Raw genomic sequence first — 26,470 nt, 5'->3', positions numbered from 1 at the left:
CCGGGGAGCAACCCCGGGCCCGGCCGTGGAACGGCGCTGCGGTGGAACGGACCTGCGGTGGAACGGACCCTGCGTCAGCTGCCCAGGTACTGGCGGCCGGCGAAGCGGCGGGCGAAGCCGTCGCCGACGTTGGCGGTGACCGTGTAGTCGTAGCGACCGGCCGTGCTGGCCAGGGTGCCGGTCCAGCTGCCGCCGGCGGCGACGGTGACGCTCCGGACGGACCCGCCGGAGGCGCCCTGGGCGACGTTCACGCCGACGGTGAAGACCGCCGCGACCGTCCCCGCGTTGGTGAGGTGCAGGGTCTGCGTGGCGCCGTCGGCGTTGTCGACGACATAGGCCTCCGGGTGGGCCTTGGTGGTGCTGGTCCAGGTGCGGACGTCGCCCTGGAAGCCGCGCAGGTAGCCGTCCGGGCCGTGCACGTCGAAGTCGTAGGGGCCGCCGCCGTAGGTCAGGGCGCTGAAGTAGTCGGAGATGCTGCCGCCCGCCGCGCAGGTGTAGCGCCAGGCCGCGTAGGTGCGGTGGTTGACGGCGTAGGCCGTGAAGCCGCCGCCCAGGCTGCCGTTGGCGACGGTCTTGAACCAGATCCGGTTGGTGGAGGTGTCGGTCCACGAGGTGGTGTCGAAGCGGTAGCCGATCGGCAGCGCCGGACGGTCGCCGCTCTCCTGGGCCGGCAGGGTGGAGCTGGACGGTGCGGTGGCGGCCGGCAGGGACTTCTCCGCGTCGCAGGCGGCGACCAGTGCGGCGGTGTCCGGCAGCGTGGTGGGGAAGGCGGTGCCGGCGGTGGAGAAGCTGAAGGCCGCGGTGAGGTCGCCGCAGACCTGGCGGCGCCAGGCGGAGATGTTGGGCTCGGTGACCCCGCTCCAGCGTTCCACGAACTGCAGCACCGAGGTGTGGTCGAAGGTCTGCGAGCAGACCCTGCCGCCGCTGCTCCAGGGCGAGATGACGGTCATCGGCACGCGCGGGCCCAGCCCGATCGGGTTGCCGCTGATGAACTCGTCGGCGGTGCCGGTCGGCGGCACCGGCGGGGCGACGTGGTCGAAGAAGCCGTCGTTCTCGTCGAAGTTCAGGAAGACCACGGTCTTGGCCCAGGTGGCCGGGTCGGAGGCGAGGGCGTCCAGGATGCCGTTGACGTAGTTGGCGCCGTAGGCCGGCGGGTTGGCCGGGTGCTCGGACTTGGCGGCCGGGGCGACCACCCAGGAGACCTGCGGCAGGCGGCCGTTGGCGACGTCCGCGGCGAAGTCGGCGACGGAGTCGGCGGATCGGGCCATGCCGCGGGTGTAGAGGGCGGAGCTCGGCGAGGCGGTCTTGAACTGGGTGAACCAGGCCAGCGGGTTGTCGTCGTAGTTGTCGGCCTCCTGGTAGACCTTCCAGGTCAGTCCGGCGGCCTGGAGCCGCTCCGGATAGGTGGTCCAGGTGTAGCCCTTCTCGCTGTTGTCGGTCACCGGTCCGCCGGCGGTGCCGTTGGGGTCGATCCAACCGGTCCACTGGTACAGCCGGTTGGGGTTGGTCGGCCCCTGCACGGAGCAGAAGTAGCTGTCGCAGACGGTGAACGCGTCCGCCAGGGCGTACTGCCAGGGGATGTCGTTGCGGCTGTAGTAGCCCATGGTGGTCTTGGTCTTGGCGGGGATCCAGTTGTTGTACAGGCCGCTGTTCCAGGCCGAGTGGGTGCCGGACCAGGAGTGGTCCAGGTCCACGATGCGCTGGGCGTTGGTGGTGCTGGTGTCCAGGTGCCAGGGCAGCAGCACGCTGCCGCCGCTGGGTCCGCTGGTGGTCTGGTGGAACACGTCGGAGCCGCTCGGGAAGCGCAGCAGCGAGGTGTCGCCGAAGCCCCGGACGCCGGAGAGCCTGCCGTAGTAGTGGTCGAAGGAGCGGTTCTCCTGCATGAAGATCACCACGTGGGCGATGTCGCTGATGGAGCCCGCGGCGGCCGGGGCCGCGGCGGCCTTGACCAGCGAGGCCGGCAGGACGTTGGCGCCCACTGCGGCGGTGGCCGCAGCGGCTGAGCCGAGGAAGGTACGGCGGGACAGGGCGGGCACGGGGACCTCCGGAGGACGGGGGCAGCAAGGGGCCACGCCAATGTCCGGCGGCAAGGTGACGGGCCGCGCGGACCGGAATGTCTGCGGCATGAACACGACCGTACTTTTGGTCCATACCCGTTACCGATTCGAGATCGGACCGCGGCGCCCGTCGACGCGTCGTCCAGGTGTTCTAGGCTGTCCGCGGCCCAACGTCGTGCCTGCTCGCTGCCTCGCTCCGCACCCATCACTCAGTTCCCGAACTGCATGCCGGGAGAGCCTTCGTGACGTCGTCCAGTCCGCTCGACCACCACTACCGCGGCGAGAACCCGCTGCGCACCCTGCTCTACCTGCTCCGCGAGGACCGGGGCCGCCTCGCCCTCGGCACCGCCGCCTTCGCCGTCAAGCACAGCCCCACCTGGCTGCTGCCCGTGGTCACCGCCAACGTCATCGACATCGTGGTCAGCCACGGACCCCTCACCCGACTCTGGCTCAACTGCGGGCTGCTGTTCGCCCTGCTGCTGCTCAACTTCCCGGGCCACCTGCTCTACGTCCGCTGCTACAGCCGGTCCATCCGGCGGATGAGCACGGGGCTGCGCTCGGCGATCTGCCGCCGGCTGCAGGAACTGTCCATCGGCTACCACTCCCGGGTCAGCGCCGGGGTGCTGCAGACCAAGGTGGTCCGCGACGTGGAGACCGTGGAGCAGATGGTCCAGCAGTCCGCCGACGGCGGGCTGGCCGCGATCTGCAGCCTGATCGGCGGTCTGGCGGTCATCGCCGCCCGAACCCCGGTGTTCCTGCCCGTCTTCCTGATCGTCGTCCCGGCCGCCGCGACCCTGGTCATGCGGCTGCGGTCGCGGCTGCGCAGCCACAACGAGTTCTTCCGCCAGGAGGTCGAGGTCCTGTCCTCCCGGGTGATCGAGATGACCTCGCTGATCCCGATCACCCGCGCCCACGGACTGGAGCAGGACGCCATCAGGCGCGTCGACGGAACCCTGCACCAGGTCCAGGGCGCGGGGTTGCGCCTGGACCTGCTCAACGGCCGCTTCGGAGCGCTGTCCTGGGTGACCCTCAACGCCCTCGGCGTGGGCTGCCTGGCGGTGGCGGCCCAGGTCGCCTACAGCGGAGCGTTCGGAGTCACCGCGGGCGACGTGGTGATGCTCAGCGCCTTCTTCACCACGCTCACCGCCGCGGTGACCGCGCTGATCAACCTGGCGCCGACCATCAGCAAGGGACTGGAGTCCGTGCGGTCCATCGGCGAGGTCCTGCAGGCCCCCGACCTGGAGAGCAACGCCGGCAAGGCGGAGGTCGCCGCCGTCACCGGCGCCGTCCGCTTCGAGGCGGTCGGCTACACCTACCCCGAAGCCGCCGACCCCTCCGTCGCGGACTTCAGCCTCGACATCGCGCCGGGCGAGACCGTGGCCCTGGTCGGCGCCTCCGGCGCCGGCAAGTCCACCGTGCTCAACCTCGCCATCGGATTCCTGCGCCCCAGCACCGGTCGGATCCTCCTGGACGGCGTCGACATGGAGGCCCTGGACCTGCGCACCTTCCGCCGTTCCCTGTCCATCGTCCCCCAGGAGCCGATCTTGTTCGAGGGGAGCATCCGCGAGAACGTCGGCTACGGCATGGGCGAACTCCCCGAGGAGAAGGTGCGCGACGCGCTCCGCGACGCCAACGCCCTGGAGTTCGTGGACCGGCTGCCCGCGGGGATCGACACCGTGGTCGGCGAGCGCGGCGCGCGGCTGTCCGGCGGGCAGAAGCAGCGCCTGGCGATCGCCCGCGCACTGATCCGCGACCCCCGCATCCTCATCCTGGACGAGGCCACCTCGGCCCTGGACCTGCGCGCCGAGGCCCTGGTCCAGGAGGCGCTGGCGCGGCTGATGCACGGGCGCACCACCTTCGTGGTCGCCCACCGGCTGTCCACCATCCGTGGCGCGGACCGGATCGTCACCATGCGTGCCGGCCGGATCGCCGAGATCGGCACGCACGACCAACTGCTGCACCACGGCGGCGAGTACGCCGACATCCACGCCGGCAACATCGCCTGACGCGTGCCCCCGCTCCTGTCAGTGCCGGGTGGCAGGGTGGGGGTCATGCGTTACTCCGTCAGCGTTCCCAACTTCGGCGAGTTCGCCCGGCCCGAGGTCTTCGCCGAGGTCGCCCGTCGGGCCGAGGCGGCCGGATGGGACGCGGTGCTGGTCTGGGACCACGTGGTCGAACAGAAGGCCCTGCACCGGGACATCGCCGACCCCTGGATCCTGCTCACCGTCGCGGCGCTGGCAACGCGCCGGATCCGGCTGGGTACCGCGGTCACCCCCGTGGCCCGGCGCCGGCCGGCCAAACTCGCCAGGGAGGTGACCACCCTGGACCGGCTCACCGGCGGACGCGTCGTCCTCGGCGCCGGTCTGGACGCTCCCCTCGCCGACGAGTACGGCAGCTTCGGCGAGACCACCGACGCCCGGGTGCTCGCCGAACGCCTCGACGAGGGCCTGCACGCACTGGACCTGCTCTGGTCCGGTGAGCCGGTGAGCTACCGCGGCAACCACACCACCATCGACGACGTGGTGTTCCGGCCCACCCCGGTCCAGCGGCCGCGGGTCCCGATCTGGGTCGGCGGGGTCTGGCCCAACAAGGCACCGATGCGCCGAGCGGCACGCTGGGACGGAGCCATCCCGATCATGGCCGGCTGGCAGGCCGCACAACCACCGGACCTGGGCCAGGTGCGGGAACTCGTGCGCTTCCTCCGAACCTGCCGCGCCGACCACGGGCTGACGGACCGTCCGTTCGACATCGTCGTCGGCGGTGCGAGCCCCACCGGGACCGCCGGCCGGGATCTGGTCGCCGCACGCGCCGACGCCGGGGCCACCTGGTGGGACGAACGCATCCCCTGGGGCGAGGACCTGGACCGCGCCGAGCCGCTGCTGCGCAGGATCGAGCAGGGACCCCCGCGCGGGTGACCGCGACGGCCCACGGAGTCGACGGTCACCGGGCCGAGGGCGGTCGCGGCTTCGGGCTCAGCCCGCGATGGCCGGCGCTCCGTCACCCGCCAACTGCGCGCGATACGCCGACCGTCCTGCCATCGCCATGACCAGCGCGAGCGTGCTGCCGCTGACCTGCGCGCCGTCCAGTGGGCCGGCGGCGAACGGTCCGTCGGTCGCGGACAGCCGCAGCCCCTGCGTCCGTCGCTTGCTCGGCACGGTCATGTTGGTGCGCTGGTAGTACTCGGCGACCCGGGTCAACACCGTGACCGGGTAGTCGCGTCGCAGGCCCAGCGGGTGGCGGACGTCCTCGCCGTGCACGACCACTTCGCCCAGCACCGCCACGACCGGGACCGGCGGCTTGGTCGTGCTGGTGACCGAGCGGCGGAACCGTTCCAGCGTCTCACCGGCGTCGGCCCCCAGTTGTTGGGCCAGCCGGTACGCGTTCTGTGCGTCGAAGTCGAACCGGCACCGGATCACGCCGGCCATCCAGCGCGCCGGCCCCAGCCTCGCCCCCGCCGTCAGATGCGCCACGACCTGACGGACCGTGAACCCGGTGCACAGCGATTCCGTGCTCCACTGCGCGTCCACCAGCCCCGCCAGGTCCTCGGCCAGCGCCGCCCGCTCCGCATGCACCATGCCCCACAACTCCGCGTCACCCATGGTCGTCCGTTCACCCGTCCTCGTCCGCCGGTCGGACCACAAGACTGCCACCCGATCAGCCGGGAGCACGTTTCCCTGCGAGTCGGCACCGTGGTCGCCGCCCGCCTGCGCGGGCCAGTCAGTGGCCCAGGGTCGAGCCGGGGCGGACGATCATGATGATCGTGACGGCGGCCCAGAGCAGGTTGAAGATGCCGACGAACATCGCCAGCTGCTTGGTGTCCTTCACGGACGCCGCCGCACCGTCGCGGCCGCCCTCGATCAGCTGGGCCTGGCGCGGCAGCACCAGTGCGCCCAGCACCACGGCGGCGAGCAGGGTCAGCACGATGGAGACGATCACCCAGGTCTGGCCGGTCACCTTCATCACCCCGGCCGCGGCGAAGCCGAACAGCGGTACGGCGATACCGACCAGCGCGTAGATCCGGCAGATGCGGTAGAGCACGGCCATCGTCGCCTCGGCGTCGCCGGCGCCCGGGGCGGCCAGCGCCCGCCGGGCGACCGGCGGGAACATGCTGGCCGCCACGGCGACCGGGCCGATGGCGACGATGGCGGCGAGGATGTGCAGGGCGAGGAAGAATTTGGTCACCCGCCGAGTCTAGGAAACCGGCAACGGCACCCCTCCAGCGCCCCGGTCCCGCCCCGGACCTGGCCCGACCGGCCCGGACCCCGCGCCTCGGAAAGTGCCGCCGGGAGGGCCCGCGCTGCGGAACAATGCCGCCATGACGGAACTCCTCCCCGGTGCCAATGTCGCTGTCCCCTCAGGCTCGCTGGACCTGGTGGTCCGCTGGTCCTGCGGCTCGGTGCTGGACGCCTCGGCCGTGCTGGTGGGTGCGGGCGGCAAGGTCCGCAGCGATGCCGACCTGGTGTTCTACAACCAGCCGGAGGCGGAGGGCGGCGCGGTGCGCCACCAGGGCGGCACGCCGGGGCGCCAGTCCCTGCTGCTGCAGCCCGAGCGGCTGCCCGCGGGCGTGGAGCGGGTGGTGATCGCGGCGACCCTGGACGACGGCAGTTTCGCCCATGTGCGCGACCTGGCACTGGAACTGCACGACGCCGACGGCGCGGTCGCCGCCGTCTTCCCGGTACGGTCCGCGGGACGGGAGACCCTGCTGCTGCTCGGCGAGGTCTACCGGCGCCAGGGCGGCTGGCGGCTGCGGGCCCTGGGCCAGGGCTACGACACCGGCCTGGCCGGGCTGGCCGCCGACTTCGGCGTCGCCGTCGACGACGAGCCGACCGCGGCGCCGGCACCGACCCCGGCCGAGGCCGCGCCGGCCGCCGCCCCCGCCGACCCGGTCTCGCTGCGCAAGGAGATCGTGCGGGTGAACCTGGCCAAGCGGGGCGCCGCCGGGATCCGGGCCCGGGTCGCCCTGGTGCTGGACCGGTCGGGGTCGATGCGCCCGCTCTACAACGGCGGCACCGTGGGCCGCCTGGTGGAGCGGATGGCCCCGGTCGCCGCCGTGGTGGACGACGACGGCTCCCTGGACGCCTGGATCTTCGCGGACCACTGCGCCCGGCTGCCCGAACTGAGGGTCCCGGAGCTGGCCGGGTGGATCGAGCGCAACGTCTACATCCGCGCCGGGCACCGTCAGCTCCCGGAGCTGCCGAACGGACGCTCCCGCGTCCCCGACTACCTGGTGGACGTCTTCGGCGGCAACAACGAGCCCGAGGTGATCCGCGACATCCTGGACTACTACGCGGAGCGTCCCGGCGATCCGGTGCTGGTGCTGTTCTTCTCCGACGGCGGCATCAACCGCAGCCGGCAGATCCAGGAGCTGCTCACCCGGGCCGCCTCCCAGCCGCTGTTCTGGCAGTTCATCGGGCTGGGCAAGTCCGACTACGGCATCCTGGAGCGCTTCGACACGCTGCCGGGGCGGGTGGTCGACAACGCCGGCTTCTTCCAGGTCGACGACTTCGACCGGATCACCGACGCGGAGCTGTACGACCGCCTGCTCAGCGAGTTCCCGCAGTGGCTGGCCGAGGCCCGCCGGCTCGGCATCGCCTGACACCTGTTCAGCCGACAGCATCGGGCAGGTCCATCGCCGCGAGCTTGGCCGGGTCGATCACGATGGCGATGCCGGCGATCCGGCCCGCCACCACCGTGAACGCCATGACCGACATCGGCGCGCCGTCCTCGCGCCAGGCCACCATCCCCGGAAGGCCGTTGACCAGCACCGCCGTCCCCCGCGCGGCAGCGGCCGCGCCCAGCTGCGCGCCGGCGGCGACCTTGGTGGCGCCGAGGGTCACCACCACGCCGTCGGGGGTGTCGACGGTCAGTCTCACCTCCGGGTCGAGTACCCGCAGCAGTCCCTCGAAGTCGCCGCGGCGGGCTGCCGCCAGGAAGGCCCGGACGACATCGTGCTGCTCGCGTCCGGCGGCCGTCGGCCGTTCGGTCGTGCGCACCTTCCTGCGGGCGCGGCTGGTGAGCATCTTGGTGGCGGCGGTGGACTTGCCGAGGATCTGGCCGATCTCCTGGAACGGCACCGCGAACAGGTCGTGCAGCACGAACGCCAGCCGCTCGGTCGGCCCCAGCGACTCCAGGACCACCAGGAGAGCCAGCCCGACCGAGTCGGCGAGCGCCGCCTCGTCCTCCGGCGCGGGGCCGTCGGCGACCGCCACCACGAGCTCGGGCAGCGTGTCGTCGTAGGTCGCCTCGGGGCGGGCCGTACGCGATCGCAGCACGTCCAGGCTGATCCGGCCGACCACCGTGGTCAGCCAGCCGGCGAGGTTGTCGATCTCGGCCGCGTCCTGGCGCGAGAGCCGCAGCCAGGCCTCCTGGACCGCGTCCTCGGCGTCGGCCTTCGATCCGAGCATCCGGTTGGCGATCGCGACCAGACGCTCGCGCTGGTCCTGGAACGCCTTGGCCACCGGGTCCGTCGGGTCCATCGGGCTGGTGTCGGACATGTTGTTACCTTCCTCGGCTCTGCTCCGTCACAGGTATGACGGCCCTGGAGCGGTCCAGGTAACCGACGAGTCAACTACGAGTCACCTTTCAAAGGAGCAGGACCGATGGAAGCACGTATCGAGAGCCGGCCGAACCCCGACGTGATGACGGCGATCAAGCATCTCAACAAGGCGATCCACGGCGCGGGCGTGGACCCGCTCGTGCTGGAGCTGGTGCATCTGCGCACCAGCCAGATCAACAGCTGCAGCCCGTGCGTGTACGCCGGGGCCCGGTCGGCGAAGAAGCACGGGGAGACCGACGAGCGGCTGCACAGCGTGGTCGCCTGGCGCGAGACGCCCTTCTTCACCGAGCCGGAGCGGGCGGCGCTCGCACTGGCCGAGGCCGCCACGCGGCTGCAGGACGGCGCGCCGGGGGTGACCGACGAGATCTGGGACGCCGCCGCCGCCCACTTCGACGAGGGGCAGCTGTCCGCGATCGTCCTCAACATCGCTCTGACCAAGTTCTTCAACACGATCAATCACACGGTCCGGGAGCAGGCCGGCAAGTCCTGGTGAGGGCGGGCGGGCCGGGGGCCTGGGCAGGGTGGTGGGTGTGCCGGGGCATCCGTTAGCGTGATCATCGCACCTGTCGTGGCGTCAGCCGACCCTGCCTGCCCACGCCCAGCGAGGAGTCCCCGTGTCCCGCACGTTCACCGCCGTCCGCCAGGTCCGACGGCCCGAGGGGGTTCCGGTTCCCGAGGACTTCGCCGTGGTCACCGGGACGGCGCCGGACCTGCGGGCGGGGCAGGTGCTGGTGCAGAACCTCTACCTGTCCGTCGACCCGTACATGCGCGGACTGATGCGCAGGGAGGGCTGGGCGCGGGGTTTCGGGCTGGAAGGTCGGAGCCTGGGCCGGGTCGTGGAGTCGCGCGACCCGGCCCTGCCGGAGGGGACGACCGTCTTCCACCACCACGGGTGGGCCACCCATGCCGTGCTGACCGGCGACGAGGTCCGAACCGTGGTGGCACCGCCCGGAGTTCCGCTGCCCGCCTATCTCGGTGTGCTCGGCGGCACGGGGCTGACCGCGTTCGTCGGGTTGACCCGGATCGCCCGGCTGCAACCCGGCGAGGACCTCTTCGTCTCCGCGGCGGCGGGCGGGGTCGGCGGTTCGGTGGGCCAGATCGCACGGCTGCTGGGCGCCGGCCGGATCATCGGCAGCGCCGGGACACCCGCCAAGGTCCGGTACCTGATCGACGTGCTGGGCTTCGACGCGGCCTTCGACTACCACGACGCGAGCGTCACCGAACAGCTCGCCGCCGCCGCACCGGACGGCATCGACGTCTGTTTCGAGAACGTCGGCGGCGACCACCTGGAGGCAGCCCTCGCCGCGCTGCGGACCCGGGGACGGGTCGCCTGGTGCGGGGCCATCGCCGAGTACAACAACCCGGAGGACCCGCCGGCGGCACCGCGCAACCTCGCCGAGATCATGCGCAAGGACCTCCGCGTCGAGGGCTTCGGGGTGCGCGACCACCTCGACGCCAGGGCGGACCTCGAAGCCCTGGTCATACCCCACATCCAGGCGGGACGCATACGCGTGGACCAGACCGTGGTCGACGGTTTCGACCGCATCGTCGACGCCTTCCTCGGCCTGCTGCGGGGCGAGAACACCGGCAAGATGCTGGTCCGGGTGGCGGACTGAGCGGCCTCGTTGCCGAGGTCATGCCATTTTCTTACTGATCCGGTGTGACGCTGTGGCGGCTGTGAGGAGTCTGGGTGAGTGAGAGATGGTGTTGTCCAGAACCAAGAGCTAAGGAAGTCCACCACAGTGACGCATGTTCTCCGAAGCCGAATCGCCTCCGCCGCGGTCGTGGTGGGAATCGTCTGCGCCGGCGCTCCGGCGCTGGCCGGGCCCGCGGTCGCGGCTCCCCGGCCGTCCCTGAGCCAGCGTCAGACGCTGCCGGACACGGATGTGGTCTCGCGCGCGATCGAGGTCGGCTACGCCGACGCCCATTGGAACTGGACGGCCTGGAACGACAGCACCCCGGTCGCCTTCGGAAGCGCCCAGCCCCAGTACCAGTGCGCCGAGTTCGTGGCCCGGGCGCTGGCCGCCGCCGGGCTGGTGCCGGGGTTGGGCCCGAACGACCCGCAGGACGACTACTTCAACTACACCGCGCCCAACGGCAAGGTCTACGACCTGCTGCTGATCTCGGAGCTGCCGCAGTACAACAACCTCTACGCCTACCTGATGGACAGCGGCATCGGGCAGGACGTCGGCGACCAGCCCGGGCAGGCGCAGCCCGGTGACATCGTGGTCACCTACCTGGGCCCCGACGGCACCCTCAGCCATGTCGGCCTGGTGGCCCAGGCCGCCACCGACACGACCGAGGCGACCGTGGACGCCCACAACAACGCCCGGCTCGACTACGGCTACCACTACTACGCCCCCTCGCACCTGGTCCGGCTGGTCCCCAACGCCCTGCTGGAGGTCTGGGCCTGGACCGCCGAGCAGCGACTGCTGCACCCGGCCCCGGCCACCCCGACCACCCCCAGCCCGAAGTCCCGGCTGGCCCTGCCCACCGACCCGGCGGGCCCCCAGGTCTAGCGACCGACTGCCCGGGAGCGATCCGAGGACCTGAGAGCGAGGGGGCCGTCCGGCCTGCAGCCGGACGGCCCCCTGCTCCAGTTCAGGCCGGGGACTGCAGGACGACCTGCTCGCCCTCTCCGTCCGGCTCCTCGAAGCCGGACAGGTAGCGGTCGAACAACTCCGCGTCCACGGTGACGGAGTTGGCGCCTTCCTCTGCGTTGCGTACCGCCAGGCGACCCTCCAGCACCGTCCGGTCGCCCTTGAGGTGGATCAGCTCCCAGCGGCAGCCGTGGGCCTCGATCAGCGCCTTGTAGTCGTCGCGGGCGGCGCGGCTCCAGAAGCTGTAGTCCACCACCACGTCACGGCCGGCCCGCATCAGCTCGACCAGTTCCCGCCGCTGCTCGCGGCGGACCACCTCCTTGAGCTGGTCGAAGGCCTCGGTCTCCAGCACCAGGCCGGCGTCGCGCCCGCCGAGCCGTCGCCAGACCACCTCGTCGATGGAGAGTCGGACGAAACCGCGTCGCTCCAGCCCCATCGCGTACGTGGTCTTGCCTGCTCCCGGCAGCCCACACATCAGCACCACCGTGCTCACTCGTTCCGTCACCGAGCCAGGCTAGCCCGGAGCGCCGGGCCGCGGGTCGGGCGACAGCGTGATCCGTGCCCCGGGCCACCGCTGCCATCGGTAGCGCCACCAGCAGCAGGACGCTGCCGAGAAGCAGACCCGTCGTGGTGAACCCGGCGGACACCGACAGCAGCGTTCCGGTGATGGGGCCGCAGGCGACGCCGAGCGACGAGGCGGAGCCGATCAGCACCGCCCAGCGGCCCCGGCCGTCCAGGCGGGCGGCCAGGCCCAACAGATAGCTGAGCACGAAGGGGTAGACGCCGTTCCACGCGATCTCCCCGAACGCGAAGGGCAGCGCGGAGTGGGCGCCCGCGCTGAGCGCCACGCATCCGGCGATGGCCACGGTGCCCGCGCCGATGGGCAGGGCGCGGCCGAGGCGGTTGCCGAGCGAGCCCGCAGCGGCGGTGCCGAGCAGCCCGGCGCCGAGGGCCACCGCGAAGACCAGGCCCAGCAGGGAGTCGGACAGGCCGGCCCGGTCGAGTCCGATCCGGGCGCTCACTCCCCACAGCGCGTTCTGCGCCATCGACCACAGCAGGATGCAGCAGGCCAGGGTGGACCCGGCGGCGCGGAGCGGCAGCGGTCCGGCCGGGGGCAGCGGTGCGTCGGTGGTCCCGGTGGCCCGCCCGGTGCCGAGCAGCGCGCCGGTGCCGGGCAGGGCCAGGGCGCCCCAGGCCGCGATACAGGCGAAGGGCAGCCGGTGGCCGCCGCCCAGGTGAGGCAGGATCAGATACAGGGAGCCGGCGACGGCCGAGGTCAGCAGCAGCCCGCGGACCGAGGTCCGGTGCGGATCGTGCTGCCCCGCGATGCCGGTGGCGGCGACCGCGGCGACCGTCCCCGATCCGGCGCCGCCCAGCAGGCAGCCGAGCACCAGCAGCGGCAGCGCCCCGACCGGGGCGGCCGCGGCCAGGGCGAAGCCGGCGATGTGCAGGGCCAGACCGGCCCTGGCCCTTGCCGCGGCGCTGCCCGCCGACCTGCGGGAGGTGAGGGTGAACCCGGCCGCGGCCGAGGCCAGCAGCAGGGCGCTGCCGATCGCCCCCGCCGCGGCGGGCGCGAGCCGGTAGTCGGCCGTGAGCCGTCCCACCAGCGTCGGCAGCAGGTAGGGGGCCAGGTAACCGGCGGAGAAGAGCATGGTGAGCGAGGGCGTGACGGCGCGCGCGGGCATGGGCGGACCTTGGAGCGAAGTGGCCGGGTGAAGCGCCCGTGCCCGTGACGACGAGAGGTGCGCAGAGCAGGTGTATCAAACCGGCGATCTTTCACAGAAGGGGGTTTGACCTGCTTAAACACTCCGTTGCCAGCTTGATGCCGGGCCGAGACGGATCCGAAACCGGAGGGGTCGGGTCCGCCTGCGCCGACTGGTCCGCGCGGCGGCGGAACGGTCAGTGCAGCACCATCCACTGGCGGCCGTCCAGCAGTTCCAGGGCCGCGTCCAGATGGCCTGCGTGGCAGGCCGTCTCGGCGATCACGTGCAGCAGCAGCTCCCGGTGGGTGTCCAGCCGCCAGCTTCCGAAGCGGTCGTCGGGCCACCAGGCCGGGGCGGCTCCGGCGGCGGTCCGGGCGATGACGGCGTCCGCACCCGCGCACTGCTCGCGATAGCGGGCCAGAACGGCACCCGACGGCTCGTCATCCGGCACCTTCCAGGCGTCCCCGCTGGCGTCGAGCAGAGCGCGGGCCCCGGGCTCGCCGGCCAGGACGGCACGGAACCAGAAGCACTCCACATCCAGCGCCAGATGGTTGACCAGCCCCAGGCAGTTCCAGCCGGACGGCAGCGCCGGCCGCCGCAGCTCGTCGTCGGACAGCCCCGCGACCGCGCCCAGCACATGGCGCCGCTGCTCGCGCAGCGACGCCAGCAGGTCGCGCACCTGGAGATCCGTCATGGCGGTACTTCCCTTCCGGGGAACGAGGACGTCAGCGCTGTGACGAACGACGACCCCGGAATCAGACAGCGCTTGCCATAACGGCATACAGTCATGCCTATGACGCATGGCATGGGCGATGACGACGCGGAGCTGGACAGCCTGGTGCGCAAGCGCATCCGCGGGCTGCGGGTGGCGCAGGGCTGGTCGCTGGAGGAGCTGGCCTCCCGCGCCCGGCTGAGCCAGTCCACGCTCAGCCGGATCGAGAACGGTCAACGCCGGCTGGCCCTGGACCAACTGGTCACCCTGGCCCGGGCCCTGGACACCACCTTGGACCAGCTGGTCGAGACCGCTGGCGACGACGTGATCTCCAGCCCGATGATCGACGGAGCCCACGGAGTGCTGCGGTGGCCCGTCAAGTCCGACCCGGGCATGACCGTCGTCCGCCAGCGGATGACCGACCCGCCGCCGGACAGCCCCGCGCGGCTGCGCGCCCATCCGGGCCGCGAATGGCTGGTGGTCCTGTCCGGGACAGCGGTCCTGCTGCTGGGCAACCGCCGCCTCCGCGTGGAGACCAACCAGGCGGCCGAGTTCCCCACCATGCTCCCGCACGCCATCGGCGCGGAGAACGGGCCCTGCGAGATCCTCGGCATCTTCGACCGCGACGCCCGGCGCGGACACCAGAGCGGCCGGGCCGCCCCGACGGAGTAACCGCGGCGATCGCGCACCGCACCGGCGACTAGGCTGAAAACCCGATCCGGCAGCAGGCCACCAGGAGGGCACATGCCGTACGCCGTCGACTTCAAGGACGTGTCCACCGTCGGCCTGGAATCCTCCCCGGTCGTGGACGCACTCGCAGGCCTCCGCGCCAACGAGGCCCGCTATTTCAAGAACAAGTACGACCACACCTTCACCGTCACCCCCACCGCCGAGGCGCCGGAGGTGCTGGCGTGGGTGAACCGCATCCTCGCCGAGGAGCGCGACATCGTCATCGCCTCCCCGCCCCTGGAGGTGACCTCCTTCGAGGTGGACGGCATCCGGATGGCCTACGTGTTCTACGAGTCCGGCCTGTCCATCAACGTGATGTACACCGTCGAGGACGGCGGGAAGCGCGCCGTGGGCTTCAAGCTCTCCGAGGGCATGGACGTCCCCGAGGAGCTGGCGTCACGCTTCAAGTTCGCGCGGCAGAAGTCGAAGCTGGCCGGCGAGATCCGCGGCTCCTTCTTCGTGATCAAGGGCGAGTACTGAGCGGCGCGGTCCGGGGAGCGGGTCACTGGCTCTTGCGGAGGGCGATGTAGGCGGTGCCCAGGGTGGCGCAGGAGGTCTTCGGGGTGCCGGCCGGGACGGTGGTGGTGGCGGCGAGGTGCTGCATCAGGGTCAGCCGGGTCTCGTCGTCGAACTTCGCCTTCTGCAGGGCCGCCAGCACCGCGTCGACCGTGCTCGCCAGGGCCGTGCCCTGCTCCTTGCAGTCGGCGGTCAGCGCCTTGAACGCCTTGGTGTAGCTGGCCTGGGCGTGGGCGGTGCCATGGGCGCTCAGGTCCTGGTCGCGCAGCTGCGCCGCCGGGTTCACGATGGTGGCGCTGGCCTGGTAGGCGCAGCCGGTCAGGGACAGCGCGGCAGCGACGACGACGGACGTCCAGGCGGAGGATCGGAGCATGCCGGGCAGCATGCCACAGCCGGGTGACTGCCTGTCACCTGTTCCGTCGAGGGCGGTACGACATTCCGAGGGACGTGCTAATCGGCGACCGGAATCGATCAACGACGTGACTGCGTCGCTGCGGCGGCGCCGTCGAGCCGGGCCGCCAGGTCGGTCGCCGTGCTGCCCCAGGTCTCCCGGATCCGCATGCCGTCCGGGGTGGTGTCGAAGGTGGCGTGGTCGGTGTAGACCCGGCCCACGCAGCGGACCCCGGTGAGCGGGTAGCTGCAGGACGGCACCAGCTTGGGCTCGCCCGTCCTGGTGAAGAGCGTCATCATCACGTAGACGTTCTTGGCGCCGATGGCCAGGTCCATGGCGCCGCCGACGGCGGGGATGTCGTCGGTGCGGCCGGTGTGCCAGTTGGCGAGGTCACCGGTGGCGCTCACCTGGAAGGCGCCGAGCACGCAGACGTCCAGGTGGCCGCCGCGCATCATCGCGAAGGAGTCGGCGTGGTGGAAGTAGGCCGCTCCGGGCAGTTCGGTGACCGGCACCTTGCCGGCGTTGGTGAGGTCCGGGTCGATCTGGTCGCCGGCGGCGGCCGGGCCCATGTTCAGCATGCCGTTCTCGGTGTGCAGGACGACCCCGGCGTCCGCGGGCAGATGGTCGGCGATCTTGGTGGGCTGGCCGATGCCGAGGTTCACGTAGGAGCCCCGGGGGATGTCGCGGGCGATGACGGCGGCGAGCTCGTCCATGGTCAGCGGTCCGCGGTCGAGGTGCTCGACCGCGCCGGCGGCGGCACTGGCGACGATGCTCATCGTGCTCCCTGGACGGTGTAGTTCCGGGCCTGGACCCGGACGATCCGGTCGACGTAGATGGACGGGGTGACCACCGCCTCGGGGTCGAGCTCCCCCAGCGCGACGACCTCGTTCACCTGCACGATCGTGGTGGTGGCCGCGGTGGCCATGACCGGGCCGAAGTTGCGGGCGGTCTTGCGGTAGACCAGGTTGCCCATCGGGTCGGCCCGGTGCGCGGAGACCAGCGCGTAGTCGCCCTTGATCGGGTACTCCAGCACGTAGTCGCGGCCGTCGATGGTCCGCGCCTCCTTGCCCTCGGCGAGCGGCGTGCCCACCGCGGTCGGGCAGAAGAACGCGCCGATGCCCGCGCCGGCAGCGCGCATCCGCTCCGCGAGATTGCCCTGCGGCACGACCTCCAGCGCGATCCTGCCGGCGCGGTAGAGCTCGTCGAAGACGTAGGAGTCGGCCTGCCGCGGGAACGAGCAGACCACCTTGCGCACCCGGCCCGCCTTCAGCAGCGCGGCCAGGCCGACCTCGCCGTTGCCGGCGTTGTTGGACACGATCGTGAGGTCCTTGGCGCCCTGCCGGATCAGGGCGTCGATGAGGTCGAACGGCATCCCCGCGAAGCCGAAGCCGCCGACCAGGACGGTGGAACCGTCCTGGATGCCGGCGACGGCCTGGTCGCAGGTGTCATGGAGGAGAGCAGTCACGACTCCACGTTAGGGGGCGGGGGTCGATAGGGTGAAGTATCAATATCACGGTCGATTGAGAGGCAGCAGATATGGATCTTCGCCATCTGCGCTACTTCGTCGCCGTCGCCGAGGAGCGCCACTTCGGCCGGGCCGCGGAGCGGCTGCGGATGGCCCAACCGCCGCTGTCGCAGGCGATCCGCCGGCTGGAGGGCGAGCTCGGGGTCGAGCTGCTGCACCGCACCACGCGCCGGGTCGACCTGACCGAGGCCGGCCGCGCCTACCTGGAGCGCGCGCACGCGATCCTGGCCGAGGTCGACGAGGCGGCCGACCTGGCCCGCCGGGTGGCGGCCGGCGGCGTCGGCCGCCTGGCGATCGGCTGCGTGGGATCGGCCACCTACAGCCTGCTGCCGGCGCTCTCCCGGCACCTGTCGACCGAACTGCCCGGCGTCGACTTCTCCTTCCGCGGCGAGATGCTCGCCCCGGACCAGGCCGAGGCGCTGCGGGTGGGCGCCATCGACGTCGCCCTGCTGCGCCCCTCGGCGGCGGGCCCCTCCCTGGTCACCCACCTGCTGCGGCACGACCCGCTGGTGGTGGCGCTGCCGGCGGACCACGCCCTCGCCCGGCGGCGCCGGCTGCGCGCCGCGGACCTGGCCGGCACCGACCTGATCGTGCACTCGGCCGATCGCCGCTCCACCATGTACGACGTGGTGCTGCGGGTGCTGCGCGACGCCGGCGTCGAGGCCCGGATCCGGCACGAGGTCGGCGAGACCTCGACCCTGGTCACCCTGGTCGCCGGCGGCCTGGGGGCGGCCGTCGTGCCCGAGCCGGTGTCCGCGCTGACCCTGCCCGGCGTGGTCTACCGGCCGCTGGTCCAGCCCACCACCACCGTCGCCCTGGCCGTAGCCCACCGCGCCGACCGCGCCGAACCACACCTGCTGCGGACCGTCGAGATCATCCGACACCTGGTCCCGGCCGCCCCGGCGACCCCGTAGCCGGCCGTCGGTACCGATCTGGCGGGTTCTGACTGCAAACGGGGGAATTCTGACGATCAACGGGTCCGCGGGTGCTTATGATCCACTTCCGTGACAGTGAGTCAGAGAGTCGGATCAGGCGATGAAACGGCCGACGTCGTCATCCTCGGTGCCGGACCCGCCGGACTGGTGCTGGGGAACCTGCTCCAGGCGAGCGGTGTCGACTGCCTGGTCGTGGAGCGGGCCGACGCCGCGCAGGTCCGGACCCGGGCCCGGGCCGGGTTCCTCGCCGCGAACACCGTGCGGATCCTGGACCGCCACGGCCTGGCGGAGGGTCTGCACCGTCGCGGCCGCGAGCACTCCGTGTGCGAGTTCCGCACCCAGGACGGCCGCTTCCGCCTGGACTACGGCAGCCTGGGCCGGGGTGAACGCCACACCGTCTACCCGCAGCAGGAACTGGTCACGGACCTGCTGACGCACTATCAGGACGCCGGCGGCCGGATCAGCTTCCGGACCGAGGCGGTCGCCGTGGTCGGCGCCGACGGCTCCCGCCCCGAGGTCACGGTGCGCGATCCCGACGGCCGCCCGTCCCGGCTGTCGGCCAGGTACGTCGCCGGCTGCGACGGACGGCACGGTGCGGCGCGGCGCTCGCTGCCGCCCGGTGCGGTGCGGCGGCACCACCTGGACCACGGCCTGTCCTGGCTCGGCCTGCTGGCCCAGGCGCCGCCGAGCCTGGACGCCGTGGGCTACGCGGTGCACCCCGGCGGCTTCGCCGGACACATGGCGCGCACCCCCGAGGTGACCCGCTACTACCTGCAGTACCAGCGCGGCCAGGCCGCCGACGCCTGGTCCGAGCAGCGGATCTGGGACGAGCTGGCACTGCGCATGGGCGCCGCCGAGTACGGCGCGCTGCACCGGGGCCCGATCGTCCAGCGCGCCGTCGTCGACCTGGAGTCCGACGTGCTGGAGCCGCTGCGGTACGGATCGCTGCTCCTGGCCGGCGACGCGGCCGCGCTGCTCAGTCCGTCGGCCGCCAAGGGCGCCAACCTCGCGGTACTGGAGGCGGAGATCCTGGCCGACGCCCTGGTCGACGACCTCGCGCACGGCGACGCGAGAGGCCTGGAGCGCTACTCGGCCCAGTGCCTGCCCTACATCTGGCGGGCGCAGGAGTTCTCGCAGTGGATGCTCCGGCTGCTGCACGGGCCCTCCGGCCCGGACGCCGAGTCGCTGTTCCACAACGCCCTGCGCCGTGCCCGCCTCGAGTCACTGCGCACCTCGCGCAGCCAGCAGGACTGGTTCGCCGAGCACTACGTCGGCGTATGAACACCGCTCTCCCCCACCGACACCCGGCCCACTGACACCGAGGATGCTTTCGCGATGACGACCACGATCCCGACCGACGCCGGCCGCCTGCGAGCGACCGTCGACTTCGTCCGGGAACAGGACACCGCCGCGCTGCTGTGGCTGCTGCTGCCCGGCCTGGACGCGGTGGAGCTGCGCGCACTGGCCGACCGCTGCCGCTTCTCGCACGCCGCGCTGCTGGTCTTCCCCCCGGACCCGGCGGCGCTCCGTGCCGACCTGGCCGGCTGCGGGCTGGCGCCCGACACCGCCCCGTGCCCCAGCGTCGTGGTCCGCGACCGGCTGGCCGCGCGGCACGGGCGCGACGCGGCCGGGCTCGACGTCCAGATCCTGCGCCCGCCGGTGCTCGGCCCGGGCGGTGAGCAGCGCACGGTCGAGGTGTTCGCCCTGGCCGTGCCGCCGGGCTCCGACCTGACCGGGGTCGCCGAGCACGAGCGCGCCCGGCAGCACGAGGCGCACCTGGCCTTCGAGGTGGACCGGCCCGATCCGCTGCTGCTGCGCGGCCTGCGCGCGCTGCTAGGCCGGCACGGCGCGGTCGCCGACGGCGGCGGCTACAACCCGCACGAGGACGGCACCGTCTTCTACTTCGCCGCCCCCGCCGACTCCAAGGCCGGGTACCGGCGGGTCGAGCTCTACGCGCCCGGCGACCACCGGGACGTGCTGGCCGGCCACCTGGACGAGCACCGGGCGAACGGATCTGCGGAAACGCTCCTGCGTCTGCTCACCGGGGCCTGGACCACCCAGGCCCTGGCCGCGTTCGCGGAGCTGCGGGTGCCCGACGCCCTGGACACCGACACCGGCACCGAGGCCGACACGCTGGCCCTGGCCGTCGGCACGCACCCGGAGAACCTGACCCGGCTGCTGCGCTACCTGGCCACGCTGGACCTGGTCAGCGAGGACCAGGACGGCTTCCGGCTCACCGCGCTCGGCGCCCTGCTGCGCACCGGCGGCCCGGGATCGCTGCGGCCGCTGGCACTGATGTACGGCGGCGCCTTCTACCAGTCCTTCGCCAGCCTGGGGCACACCGTGCGCACCGGCGAGGTCGGCTTCGAGCACCGCTTCGGCCAGAACCACTTCGACTACTTCGTCCGCCACCCGGAGCTGGCGGAGCTGTTCGACCAGTCGATGGCGGCGAGTTCGCGCATGTTCGAGCCGCTCACCGCGCACCCGGTGGTCACGGCCGCCGCCCAGGCGCCGACGCCGGGGACCGTCGTCGACGTCGCGGGCGGGAACGGGGAGCTGCTCGGCCGCCTGCTGACCGCGCATCCCCGGCTGCGCGGGGTGCTGCTCGAACGCCTGCACGTGATCGAGGCGGCCCGCCGGTCGCTGGACGCCGCGGGCCTGGGCGGGCGGTGCGACTACCTGCCGGGGGACTTCGCCCATGTGCCGTCCGGCGGCGACGTCTACGTCCTCTCCCGGGTGCTGCACGACTGGGACGACGACCGCTGCCGGGAGATCCTGCGGGGCATCGCGCAGGCCATGCCCGCCACAGCAGACCTGCTGATCATCGAGCGGGTGCTGCCGGCGGACGGCTCCCCCTCGCTGGCCACCGCGTGGGACCTGCACATGATGTGCAACGTCGGCGGCCGTGAACGCCGTACCGACCACTACGCGCGGCTGCTCGCCGAGGCGGGCCTGGCCCTGGTGGACAGCTCGCCGCTGCCGCTGGACGCCTGTGTGCTGCACGCCCGGAGGGCTGCCGCCGGTCAGGCTGCCGCCGGGATCTGACGGTTCGACACCGGCCGCCGGCGCCGCCTCAGGCCGCGCCGGCGGCCATCGCCACGAGTTCGCCCAGCACCTCGCGCTCGATGTCCAGGAACGACCGCCGCTCGCCCTCGGCGAGCCACTTCACGAAGGCCACCCCGAACACGGTCACGCCCGACTCCGCGGCCAGCGTGGCCGACGCCTCCGGGACCCCGCGCGCCCGCAGGGCGGCTGCCACCACCGCGGCCAGCGCCGCCATCTTCAGCAGCTCCCGTTCCTGCAGCGCCGGGTTGGCGGCGATGATGGTCTGCCGCTGCCGGGAGTGGCTGCGGCGTTCGGCCGGGAAGAAGCCCGCCGCGGCCGACAGCGCCGACTCGACCATCGCCAGCGGCGAGGCGTCCGGCTCCGCGGCGGCGACCCCGTCCACGAACGCCTGCTCCAGCAGTTCCTGGCCGCCGAAGAGCACCTCGCGCTTGTCGGCGAAGTGGCGGAAGAACGTGCGCTCGGTGAGGCCGACGGCCTGGGCGATCTCGGCCACGGTCGTCCTCTCGAAGCCGCGGCTGACGTAGAGGTCCATCGCCGCCGCCTGCAGCCGCTCCCGTGTTCCGGGCTCCCATCTCACCATGGGTTCCACTCTAGCGATGACAGCAGCTGACATCAGAGCTACAGTGACAGCAGTCACTGACGTCAGTCACTGACATCGCTTTTGCAGGCTCGGCTTCTGAAGGAGATCTTCCACATGCACGTCTTCGTCACCGGAGCATCCGGGTGGATCGGTTCCGCCACCGTCGACGAGTTGCTCGCCGCAGGACACGAGGTGGTGGGGCTCGCCCGCTCCGACGCCTCCGCCGCCGCCATCGAGGCCAAGGGGGCCCGGGTCCGCCGCGGCGACCTGGACGACCTGGACGCCATCCGGCAGGGCGCCGAGAGCGCCGACGCCGTCATCCACCTCGCCAACAAGCACGACTTCGACAACCCCGCCGTCTCCAACCGGGCCGAACGCGCCGCCGTGCAGACGATCGCCGACGTCCTCAGCGGATCGGGCCGTCCGTTCCTGCTGGCCTCCGGCCTCGCCTTCCCGGCACCGGGCGGACCGCTGACCGAGGAGGACCGGTCCCCCGCCCACGGCCCGGACTCCCCGCGCGGCGGCAGCGAGAACCTCGCCCTTGAGTACGCCGAGCGCGGCGTGAACACGGTGAGCGTGCGCTACGCCGCCACCGTGCACGGGGACGGCGACCACGGGTTCGTCGCGGCCCTGGTCGCCATCGCCCGCGCCAGGGGCGTCGCGGGCTACGTCGGCGACGGCGCCAACCGCTGGCCGGCGGTGCACCTGTCGGACGCCGCCCGGGTCACCCGGCTGGGACTGGAGAAGGCCCCGGCGGGAACGGTCCTGCACGCGGTCGGCGAGCAGGGGGTCCCCACCCGGGAGATGGCCGAGGCCATCGGACGGGGGCTGGGCCTCCCCGCGGTCTCGATCGCGCCGCAGGACGCGGCCGAGCACTTCGGCTGGATCAGCCGCTTCTACGCCCTGGACGTCCACGCCACCAGCGCCCGCACCCAGGAGCTGCTCGGCTGGACCCCGAGCGGCCCGAGCCTGATCCAGGACCTGGAGGCCGGCTACTACTTCCGGACCTGACCCGCCTGACCTGCCGGACGGACCCTCACTCGAACCGCGCGGTGTCGCCCGCTCCGCGCCGTACGATCTCGACCTCGTCACCGGAGAAGTCGATGACGGTGGTCGGCTCGGTACCGCAGTCACCCGAGTCCAGCACCGCGTCCACGACGTGGTCCAGCCGTTCCTTGATCTCCCAGCCCTGCGTCATCGGCTCCTCCTCCCCTGGGAGCAGCAGGGTGCTGGAGACCAGCGGCTCGCCCAGCTCGGCGAGCAGGGCCTGGGCGACCACGTGGTCGGGGATCCGCACCCCCACCGTCTTCTTCTTCGGGTGCAGCAGCTGCCGCGGCACCTCGGAGGTGGCCGGGAGGATGAAGGTGTAACTGCCGGGCGTCGCCGCCTTGATCGCCCGGAACACCTTGTTGTCGATGTGCACGAACTGCCCCAGCTGCGCGAAGTCGCGGCACACCAGGGTGAAGTGGTGGCGGTCGTCGAGCTCCCGGACGGTCCGGATCCGGCCGATGCCGTCACGGTTGCCGAGCCGGCACCCCAGGGCGAAGCAGGAGTCCGTGGGGTACGCGACCAGCGAGCCGGACCGGACCAGGTCCGCCACGCTGCCGATGGTGCGCGGCTGCGGGTTCTCGGGGTGCACGTCGAAGTACTTGGCCATCCGCCGAGACTACGGGATCACGGGGCGTCAGGGCGTCAGGGCGCGGTCACGCCGTGCAGGGTGGGGGTGCCCAGGGTCGGGTCCAGTTCGGTGGCCTGGAAGGTGCCGGGCGGGGTGATCGTGTCCATCACCTTCGGCACGGAGCCGGGGTCGAGCGAGCAGATCGCCGCGGTGCCGCCGGCCGGGCAGACGCCGAAGCTGTAGGCGCCGGCGGTGGCGGTGAACGCCCTGGCCTGGTCCGCGCTGTAGCCGTCCTGGCCGGCCAGGGCCAGGGTGAAGGTCCAGCCGCTGGTCGGGGTGCCGAAGGCGGACTCGGGCAGGGCGATGGTGATGGTGTCGGACAGGGTGGAGGCGACCACCGCGCTCGGGGTGCCGACCTGGTTCCCGTTCGCGTCGGCCCAGACCGGCGAGGCGAAGCCCTGCACCTCCAGGCGCTGGCTCCAGGCGTCCTCCGGGGCGATCGCGTAGTTGCGCGACGGGTACGCGGCAGCCGTGGACGTCGGGTTCCCGCTCGGCGTGTGGACGTAGATGTCGAGCAGTTGCGCGCCCATGGTGCTGCCGAAGGTCGGGGTGAGCGACTTCAGCGTGGTGCGCAGGTAGACGGTGCCGCCGCTGGTGATCACCTGGAAGCGGGTGAGGTCGAAGGAGCCCGGGGTGAAGTCGGCGGCGGTCGGGTACTGGTAGCTGCCGGGCCCGTTGTCGTCGCCGGTGGGGTCGGTGGCGTCCAGGACGGTGGTGCCGCCGCTGACGTCGCCGAGCACGGCGGTGCGGGCGTAGCCGGTCGCGCCGGCGGGCGTGGTCGCGGCGACGGTGATGGTGTTGGTGCCGAAGCCGACGGCGACCGGGACGGAGAACGCGCCCTGGGCGTCGGCCCTGGTGGAGGCGGTGACGGCGGGGGCCGCGGTGTCCGTGTCGGCGGACTGGACGGTCACCTCGGCGTTCGGGGCGGTGCTGCCGGCCACCGTGGTGGTGGCGGACTCGACGGTGCTCCCGGCGGCGGGCGAGGTCAGCGTGACCGTGGTGGCGGCCGGGGCGCCGTGGGTGGCGTAGCGGGCCCTGGTGATCGCCGGCTGGTCCACCGTGCGGCCCTGGCCCAGGTCGGTGATCAGCCGCAGCTCCTGGGCCTGCGCCCAGGTCAGCGGGGAGGCGGAGCCCGCGGCCCGGCCGTCGCTGAAGCCGATGGACGCGGTGGTCGGGTCGCTGCCGTAGGGGGCGGCGGGCAGGTCCGGGTCCTCCCAGACCTGCTCGGGCACCAGGCCGATCCCGGAGGCGGACTTCATCATGAACGACAGCTCGGCGGCGGCGGTGGCCCGGTCGCCGGTGGCGATCGCCGACTCGGCCCGTTCGCCGGACAGTACCGGCCACAGGTGGCCGGTGCCGACGTCGGTGGTGGGCCAGGGCTGTCCGGCGGTGCTGCAGGAGGTCTGGCTGAGCGTGGTGGAGCAGTCGCCGTAGCCGTCCGCGCTGCCCCGGGAGGCGTCGTCGCCGTAGCGGTAGTAGCCGGTGCCGGTGGGGGTGGCCACCGAGATCTGCTGGTCCAGGACCTTCAGCGAGTTGGTGAACGCCGGGTCGGTGGCGGTCAGTTCGCCGAGGCGGACCAGTTCCTGGAAGCCGCCGTCGATGACCGTGCGCTGGTCCAGGGTGGGTCCGCCGTTGCCCAGGTTGTAGCTGGTGGCGGCGTTCGGGTCACCGGTCTTGGACAGCCGGATGAAGTAGGGCGAGCTGCTGTCGGGCCCGCTGCCGGTCACCGTCCAGCTCTTGACGCTGCGTTGGAACTGGTCGGCGGTGGCCTGGTAGATCCGGGCGTCGGCGTGGTCGCCGTTGCGGTCGGCGATGGCGGAGGCGGCGGTGAGTCCGGCGATCTCGGCGGCGATGGTGGAGGGCGAGTAGCCGGACTGCTCCTCCCAGCGCTCCACGCCGTAGGACGGGCCGTGCGCGACCAGGTAGTCGGCGGCGGGCTTGATGTGCTGCTGCCACAGGGCGGTGTCGCCGCCCAGGCCGGAGAGGTAGGCCATCAGGATCGGGTAGGCGGTCTCGTCCAGCTGGTCGCCGCCGGTGTCGGGCGCGGCCTTGCCGTTGACCAGGGAGTTGCGCGGGATCTCGCCGCCGGCCAGCTGCTGGCGGTCGAACAGGAAGGTGGTGGCGTCGCGGGCGGTGGCGGTGTCGCCGTCGGCCATCAGCCCGGTGAACGCCTCGTAGAGGTCGCGGCCGAAGACCTCGCGGTAGGAGCCGAAGTAGACCGGCTTGCCGCCGACCAGGGCGCTGCCGTCCACGGACTGGCCCCAGGGCGAGGCCAGCGAGGCGACGACCGCGCCGGGGAAGGTCTTGTCCTCGCTCGCCTTCAGCACATTGGCGTCCAGGTAGTAGCTGGAGCGCACCTGGGCGGCGGGCAGACCGGGCAGCGAGGCCGGGGGCTGCTTCAGGGTCCGGTCGTAGGCCTGCCAACCGCGGGTGTAGCCGGCCTCGGTCTGCGCGAAGGGGGCCCGCAGCGACGCGGCGGCGGTGCCGGTGGCCTGGGCCAGGGTGCGGCCGAAGCCCAGCGCTAGGGTGACCTCGCCGCCGTGACGGGGGGTCACCTCCTGGGTGCTGGTGATGTGGCCGTCGGGCGCGGAACTGTCGGCGGAGGTCAGCCGGTGGTCCGTGTCGAGCTGGGTCAGTCCGTCGCTCGCGGTGCCGGCGTAGCCGACCTCGGCGCCGCCGCCGCCGGTGGCGGCCAGGTCCAGGTAGGTGGGCACGGCGTAGTCGCGGTTGGCGGCCTGGCTGACGGTGCCGGTGTCGTAGACGACCGGGGTGCCGGTGGCCGCGTCCACCACGCCGGTGTCCGCTCCCGCGTTCTGGGTTCCGCCGCCGCCGTTGCCGTTGACGTGCGCGTCCAGCCGGGCGTAGACGTGCAGCCGGCCCAGGTCGGTGCGGCTGCCGGGGACGGCGGACAGCCGGGTGCGCATGACCACGCTGTCGCGGGCCGGGTCGGTGACGTAGGTGGTGGTCAGCCGGAAGCCGTGCCCGGCGTCGGTGGAGGTGACGGTGCAGGCCATGCCGGTGGGGTCGGCCTGCACGGTGTAGGTCATGTCGCGGGTCTGCAGGTCGGTGAAGGTCGACCCGTCGGTGACCGCGTACTGCAGCGTGCCGACGTTCGTGTTGTCCACGGTGGGCTCGTAGACGTCCGACAGGACGCCGTCGGCCACGGTGTACCAGACCTTGGACCCGCTGTTCCGTGCGGTGCCCAGGCAGTCCTTGCGGGCCAGGTCGAAGGTGGACGCGGTGCCGTGGGCCGGAGCCTGGGCGGTGTCGGCGGCGCCGACGGTCGCGGCGGCGGTTCCGGTTCCGGTGCCGAGCAGGGCGAGGGCGGCGGCCGTGACAGCGGCGGCCAGCCTGCGCGTGGATCCGGTCATGGTTCCCCCGAGGCTCGCCTTGCAGGGAGTGGTGCGAAACACCTGAAGCTA

At 72.5% G+C, this 26,470-nt stretch carries 24 protein-coding genes; 12 read left to right on the top strand and 12 right to left on the bottom strand.

Annotation, left to right across the window (positions count from 1 at the left end; all coding sequences use genetic code 11):
- Nucleotides 1-74: 74 nt before the first annotated feature.
- Nucleotides 75-2,036 carry a phosphocholine-specific phospholipase C gene (locus ABUW04_RS11105; protein ID WP_380564344.1) on the bottom strand — a complete coding sequence of 654 codons (1,962 nt, stop codon included), beginning with the start codon at nucleotides 2,034-2,036 and terminating at the stop codon, nucleotides 75-77.
- A gap of 263 nt (nucleotides 2,037-2,299) precedes the next feature.
- On the opposite strand from ABUW04_RS11105, the gene ABUW04_RS11100 reads away from it, so the two are divergent.
- Complete coding sequence (locus ABUW04_RS11100; protein ID WP_380564343.1) at nucleotides 2,300-4,063, top strand: ABC transporter ATP-binding protein; 1,764 nt, start codon at nucleotides 2,300-2,302, stop codon at nucleotides 4,061-4,063.
- A 45-nt stretch (nucleotides 4,064-4,108) separates the two neighbouring features.
- Nucleotides 4,109-4,972 carry an LLM class flavin-dependent oxidoreductase gene (locus ABUW04_RS11095; protein WP_380564342.1) on the top strand — a complete coding sequence of 288 codons (864 nt, stop codon included), beginning with the start codon at nucleotides 4,109-4,111 and terminating at the stop codon, nucleotides 4,970-4,972.
- A 57-nt stretch (nucleotides 4,973-5,029) separates the two neighbouring features.
- On the opposite strand, the gene ABUW04_RS11090 is transcribed toward ABUW04_RS11095, so the two are convergent.
- Together ABUW04_RS11090 and ABUW04_RS11085 are read right to left on the bottom strand one after the other, a co-directional pair.
- A complete protein-coding gene (locus tag ABUW04_RS11090; RefSeq protein ID WP_380564341.1) occupies nucleotides 5,030-5,656 on the bottom strand; it encodes a maleylpyruvate isomerase family mycothiol-dependent enzyme in 627 nt (208 codons plus the stop codon).
- Nucleotides 5,657-5,774: 118 nt separating this feature from the next.
- Nucleotides 5,775-6,239 (bottom strand): hypothetical protein, encoded by a 465-nt coding sequence (locus ABUW04_RS11085; protein WP_380564340.1) that lies wholly within the window; start codon nucleotides 6,237-6,239, stop codon nucleotides 5,775-5,777.
- Nucleotides 6,240-6,372: 133 nt separating this feature from the next.
- Here ABUW04_RS11085 and ABUW04_RS11080 point away from each other — a divergent pair, with 133 nt between their 5' ends.
- Complete coding sequence (locus tag ABUW04_RS11080) at nucleotides 6,373-7,653, top strand: vWA domain-containing protein (RefSeq protein WP_380564339.1); 1,281 nt, start codon at nucleotides 6,373-6,375, stop codon at nucleotides 7,651-7,653.
- Between the two features lie 7 nt (nucleotides 7,654-7,660).
- Here ABUW04_RS11080 and ABUW04_RS11075 read toward each other — a convergent pair whose 3' ends face one another.
- Complete coding sequence (locus ABUW04_RS11075; RefSeq protein ID WP_380564338.1) at nucleotides 7,661-8,551, bottom strand: sigma-70 family RNA polymerase sigma factor; 891 nt, start codon at nucleotides 8,549-8,551, stop codon at nucleotides 7,661-7,663.
- Nucleotides 8,552-8,656: 105 nt separating this feature from the next.
- Between ABUW04_RS11075 and ABUW04_RS11070 the strand changes: the two genes are divergently transcribed.
- From ABUW04_RS11070 to ABUW04_RS11060, 3 genes are all read left to right on the top strand, one after another.
- Nucleotides 8,657-9,106 carry a carboxymuconolactone decarboxylase family protein gene (locus ABUW04_RS11070; RefSeq protein ID WP_030261840.1) on the top strand — a complete coding sequence of 150 codons (450 nt, stop codon included), beginning with the start codon at nucleotides 8,657-8,659 and terminating at the stop codon, nucleotides 9,104-9,106.
- Nucleotides 9,107-9,227: 121 nt separating this feature from the next.
- Nucleotides 9,228-10,229, top strand: a complete 1,002-nt coding sequence (locus ABUW04_RS11065; protein WP_380564337.1) for an NADP-dependent oxidoreductase — start codon at nucleotides 9,228-9,230, stop codon at nucleotides 10,227-10,229.
- A 126-nt stretch (nucleotides 10,230-10,355) separates the two neighbouring features.
- Complete coding sequence (locus ABUW04_RS11060) at nucleotides 10,356-11,132, top strand: amidase domain-containing protein (RefSeq protein ID WP_380564336.1); 777 nt, start codon at nucleotides 10,356-10,358, stop codon at nucleotides 11,130-11,132.
- Between the two features lie 82 nt (nucleotides 11,133-11,214).
- Here ABUW04_RS11060 and ABUW04_RS11055 read toward each other — a convergent pair whose 3' ends face one another.
- Nucleotides 11,215-11,649, bottom strand: a complete 435-nt coding sequence (locus ABUW04_RS11055) for an AAA family ATPase (RefSeq protein WP_380564335.1) — start codon at nucleotides 11,647-11,649, stop codon at nucleotides 11,215-11,217.
- Between the two features lie 1,463 nt (nucleotides 11,650-13,112).
- Nucleotides 13,113-13,610: a mycothiol transferase gene (locus ABUW04_RS11050; protein ID WP_380564334.1), complete on the bottom strand. Its 498-nt coding sequence runs from the start codon at nucleotides 13,608-13,610 to the stop codon at nucleotides 13,113-13,115.
- A 111-nt stretch (nucleotides 13,611-13,721) separates the two neighbouring features.
- On the opposite strand from ABUW04_RS11050, the gene ABUW04_RS11045 reads away from it, so the two are divergent.
- Together ABUW04_RS11045 and ABUW04_RS11040 are read left to right on the top strand one after the other, a co-directional pair.
- The gene (locus tag ABUW04_RS11045; protein WP_380564551.1) at nucleotides 13,722-14,300 is read left to right on the top strand and encodes a helix-turn-helix domain-containing protein; all 579 of its coding nucleotides are present in this window, start codon (nucleotides 13,722-13,724) and stop codon (nucleotides 14,298-14,300) included.
- Nucleotides 14,301-14,372: 72 nt separating this feature from the next.
- On the top strand, nucleotides 14,373-14,837 hold the full coding sequence (locus ABUW04_RS11040) for a phage tail protein (protein ID WP_380564333.1): 465 nt from the start codon (nucleotides 14,373-14,375) through the stop codon (nucleotides 14,835-14,837).
- Nucleotides 14,838-14,859: 22 nt separating this feature from the next.
- On the opposite strand, the gene ABUW04_RS11035 is transcribed toward ABUW04_RS11040, so the two are convergent.
- The 3 genes from ABUW04_RS11035 to ABUW04_RS11025 all read right to left on the bottom strand — a co-directional run bounded on the left by ABUW04_RS11035 (nucleotide 14,860) and on the right by ABUW04_RS11025 (nucleotide 16,729).
- Nucleotides 14,860-15,246, bottom strand: a complete 387-nt coding sequence (locus ABUW04_RS11035; RefSeq protein ID WP_380564332.1) for a hypothetical protein — start codon at nucleotides 15,244-15,246, stop codon at nucleotides 14,860-14,862.
- Between the two features lie 98 nt (nucleotides 15,247-15,344).
- The gene (locus tag ABUW04_RS11030; RefSeq protein WP_380564331.1) at nucleotides 15,345-16,040 is read right to left on the bottom strand and encodes a 3-oxoacid CoA-transferase subunit B; all 696 of its coding nucleotides are present in this window, start codon (nucleotides 16,038-16,040) and stop codon (nucleotides 15,345-15,347) included.
- Complete coding sequence (locus ABUW04_RS11025) at nucleotides 16,037-16,729, bottom strand: 3-oxoacid CoA-transferase subunit A (protein ID WP_030261825.1); 693 nt, start codon at nucleotides 16,727-16,729, stop codon at nucleotides 16,037-16,039. Before ABUW04_RS11025 ends, ABUW04_RS11030 begins: the two co-directional genes overlap by 4 nt.
- Nucleotides 16,730-16,800: 71 nt before the next feature.
- Between ABUW04_RS11025 and ABUW04_RS11020 the strand changes: the two genes are divergently transcribed.
- The 3 genes from ABUW04_RS11020 (at nucleotide 16,801) to ABUW04_RS11010 (ending at nucleotide 20,769) form a co-directional block, all read left to right on the top strand.
- On the top strand, nucleotides 16,801-17,703 hold the full coding sequence (locus tag ABUW04_RS11020) for a LysR substrate-binding domain-containing protein (protein ID WP_380564330.1): 903 nt from the start codon (nucleotides 16,801-16,803) through the stop codon (nucleotides 17,701-17,703).
- A 90-nt stretch (nucleotides 17,704-17,793) separates the two neighbouring features.
- Nucleotides 17,794-19,005, top strand: coding sequence for a 4-hydroxybenzoate 3-monooxygenase (locus ABUW04_RS11015; RefSeq protein ID WP_380564329.1), 1,212 nt, complete (start codon nucleotides 17,794-17,796; stop codon nucleotides 19,003-19,005).
- 54 nt (nucleotides 19,006-19,059) lie between these two features.
- Nucleotides 19,060-20,769 (top strand): methyltransferase, encoded by a 1,710-nt coding sequence (locus ABUW04_RS11010; RefSeq protein WP_380564328.1) that lies wholly within the window; start codon nucleotides 19,060-19,062, stop codon nucleotides 20,767-20,769.
- Nucleotides 20,770-20,797: 28 nt separating this feature from the next.
- Here the strand turns inward: ABUW04_RS11010 and ABUW04_RS11005 are convergent, their stop codons facing one another.
- Nucleotides 20,798-21,370: a TetR family transcriptional regulator gene (locus ABUW04_RS11005; RefSeq protein ID WP_380564327.1), complete on the bottom strand. Its 573-nt coding sequence runs from the start codon at nucleotides 21,368-21,370 to the stop codon at nucleotides 20,798-20,800.
- A gap of 114 nt (nucleotides 21,371-21,484) precedes the next feature.
- Between ABUW04_RS11005 and ABUW04_RS11000 the strand changes: the two genes are divergently transcribed.
- Nucleotides 21,485-22,381 carry an SDR family oxidoreductase gene (locus ABUW04_RS11000; RefSeq protein ID WP_380564326.1) on the top strand — a complete coding sequence of 299 codons (897 nt, stop codon included), beginning with the start codon at nucleotides 21,485-21,487 and terminating at the stop codon, nucleotides 22,379-22,381.
- 25 nt (nucleotides 22,382-22,406) lie between these two features.
- On the opposite strand, the gene ABUW04_RS10995 is transcribed toward ABUW04_RS11000, so the two are convergent.
- On the bottom strand, nucleotides 22,407-23,027 hold the full coding sequence (locus ABUW04_RS10995) for an L-threonylcarbamoyladenylate synthase (RefSeq protein WP_030261814.1): 621 nt from the start codon (nucleotides 23,025-23,027) through the stop codon (nucleotides 22,407-22,409).
- A gap of 35 nt (nucleotides 23,028-23,062) precedes the next feature.
- Nucleotides 23,063-26,419 carry a glucodextranase DOMON-like domain-containing protein gene (locus tag ABUW04_RS10990; RefSeq protein ID WP_380564325.1) on the bottom strand — a complete coding sequence of 1,119 codons (3,357 nt, stop codon included), beginning with the start codon at nucleotides 26,417-26,419 and terminating at the stop codon, nucleotides 23,063-23,065.
- Between the last annotated feature and the right edge of the window lie 51 nt (nucleotides 26,420-26,470).

This window comes from Streptacidiphilus jeojiensis (assembly GCF_042510965.1).
GTDB lineage: Bacteria > Actinomycetota > Actinomycetes > Streptomycetales > Streptomycetaceae > Streptacidiphilus > Streptacidiphilus jeojiensis.
Note: the sequence above shows the minus strand (reverse complement) of the source record. Positions and strands in the feature narration are given on the sequence as shown.

Coding starts and splice junctions, on each gene's coding strand:
- ABUW04_RS11095 (WP_380564342.1), top strand. CDS start 4,109: ATGCGTTACTCCGTCAGCGTTCCCAACTTCGGCGAGTTCGCCCGGCCC.
- ABUW04_RS11090 (WP_380564341.1), bottom strand. CDS start 5,656: ATGGGTGACGCGGAGTTGTGGGGCATGGTGCATGCGGAGCGGGCGGCG.
- ABUW04_RS11080 (WP_380564339.1), top strand. CDS start 6,373: ATGACGGAACTCCTCCCCGGTGCCAATGTCGCTGTCCCCTCAGGCTCG.
- ABUW04_RS11075 (WP_380564338.1), bottom strand. CDS start 8,551: ATGTCCGACACCAGCCCGATGGACCCGACGGACCCGGTGGCCAAGGCG.
- ABUW04_RS11070 (WP_030261840.1), top strand. CDS start 8,657: ATGGAAGCACGTATCGAGAGCCGGCCGAACCCCGACGTGATGACGGCG.
- ABUW04_RS11055 (WP_380564335.1), bottom strand. CDS start 11,649: ATGGGGCTGGAGCGACGCGGTTTCGTCCGACTCTCCATCGACGAGGTG.
- ABUW04_RS11050 (WP_380564334.1), bottom strand. CDS start 13,610: ATGACGGATCTCCAGGTGCGCGACCTGCTGGCGTCGCTGCGCGAGCAG.
- ABUW04_RS11045 (WP_380564551.1), top strand. CDS start 13,722: ATGGGCGATGACGACGCGGAGCTGGACAGCCTGGTGCGCAAGCGCATC.
- ABUW04_RS11040 (WP_380564333.1), top strand. CDS start 14,373: ATGCCGTACGCCGTCGACTTCAAGGACGTGTCCACCGTCGGCCTGGAA.
- ABUW04_RS11035 (WP_380564332.1), bottom strand. CDS start 15,246: ATGCTCCGATCCTCCGCCTGGACGTCCGTCGTCGTCGCTGCCGCGCTG.
- ABUW04_RS11030 (WP_380564331.1), bottom strand. CDS start 16,040: ATGAGCATCGTCGCCAGTGCCGCCGCCGGCGCGGTCGAGCACCTCGAC.
- ABUW04_RS11020 (WP_380564330.1), top strand. CDS start 16,801: ATGGATCTTCGCCATCTGCGCTACTTCGTCGCCGTCGCCGAGGAGCGC.
- ABUW04_RS11010 (WP_380564328.1), top strand. CDS start 19,060: ATGACGACCACGATCCCGACCGACGCCGGCCGCCTGCGAGCGACCGTC.
- ABUW04_RS11005 (WP_380564327.1), bottom strand. CDS start 21,370: ATGGTGAGATGGGAGCCCGGAACACGGGAGCGGCTGCAGGCGGCGGCG.
- ABUW04_RS11000 (WP_380564326.1), top strand. CDS start 21,485: ATGCACGTCTTCGTCACCGGAGCATCCGGGTGGATCGGTTCCGCCACC.
- ABUW04_RS10995 (WP_030261814.1), bottom strand. CDS start 23,027: ATGGCCAAGTACTTCGACGTGCACCCCGAGAACCCGCAGCCGCGCACC.
- ABUW04_RS10990 (WP_380564325.1), bottom strand. CDS start 26,419: ATGACCGGATCCACGCGCAGGCTGGCCGCCGCTGTCACGGCCGCCGCC.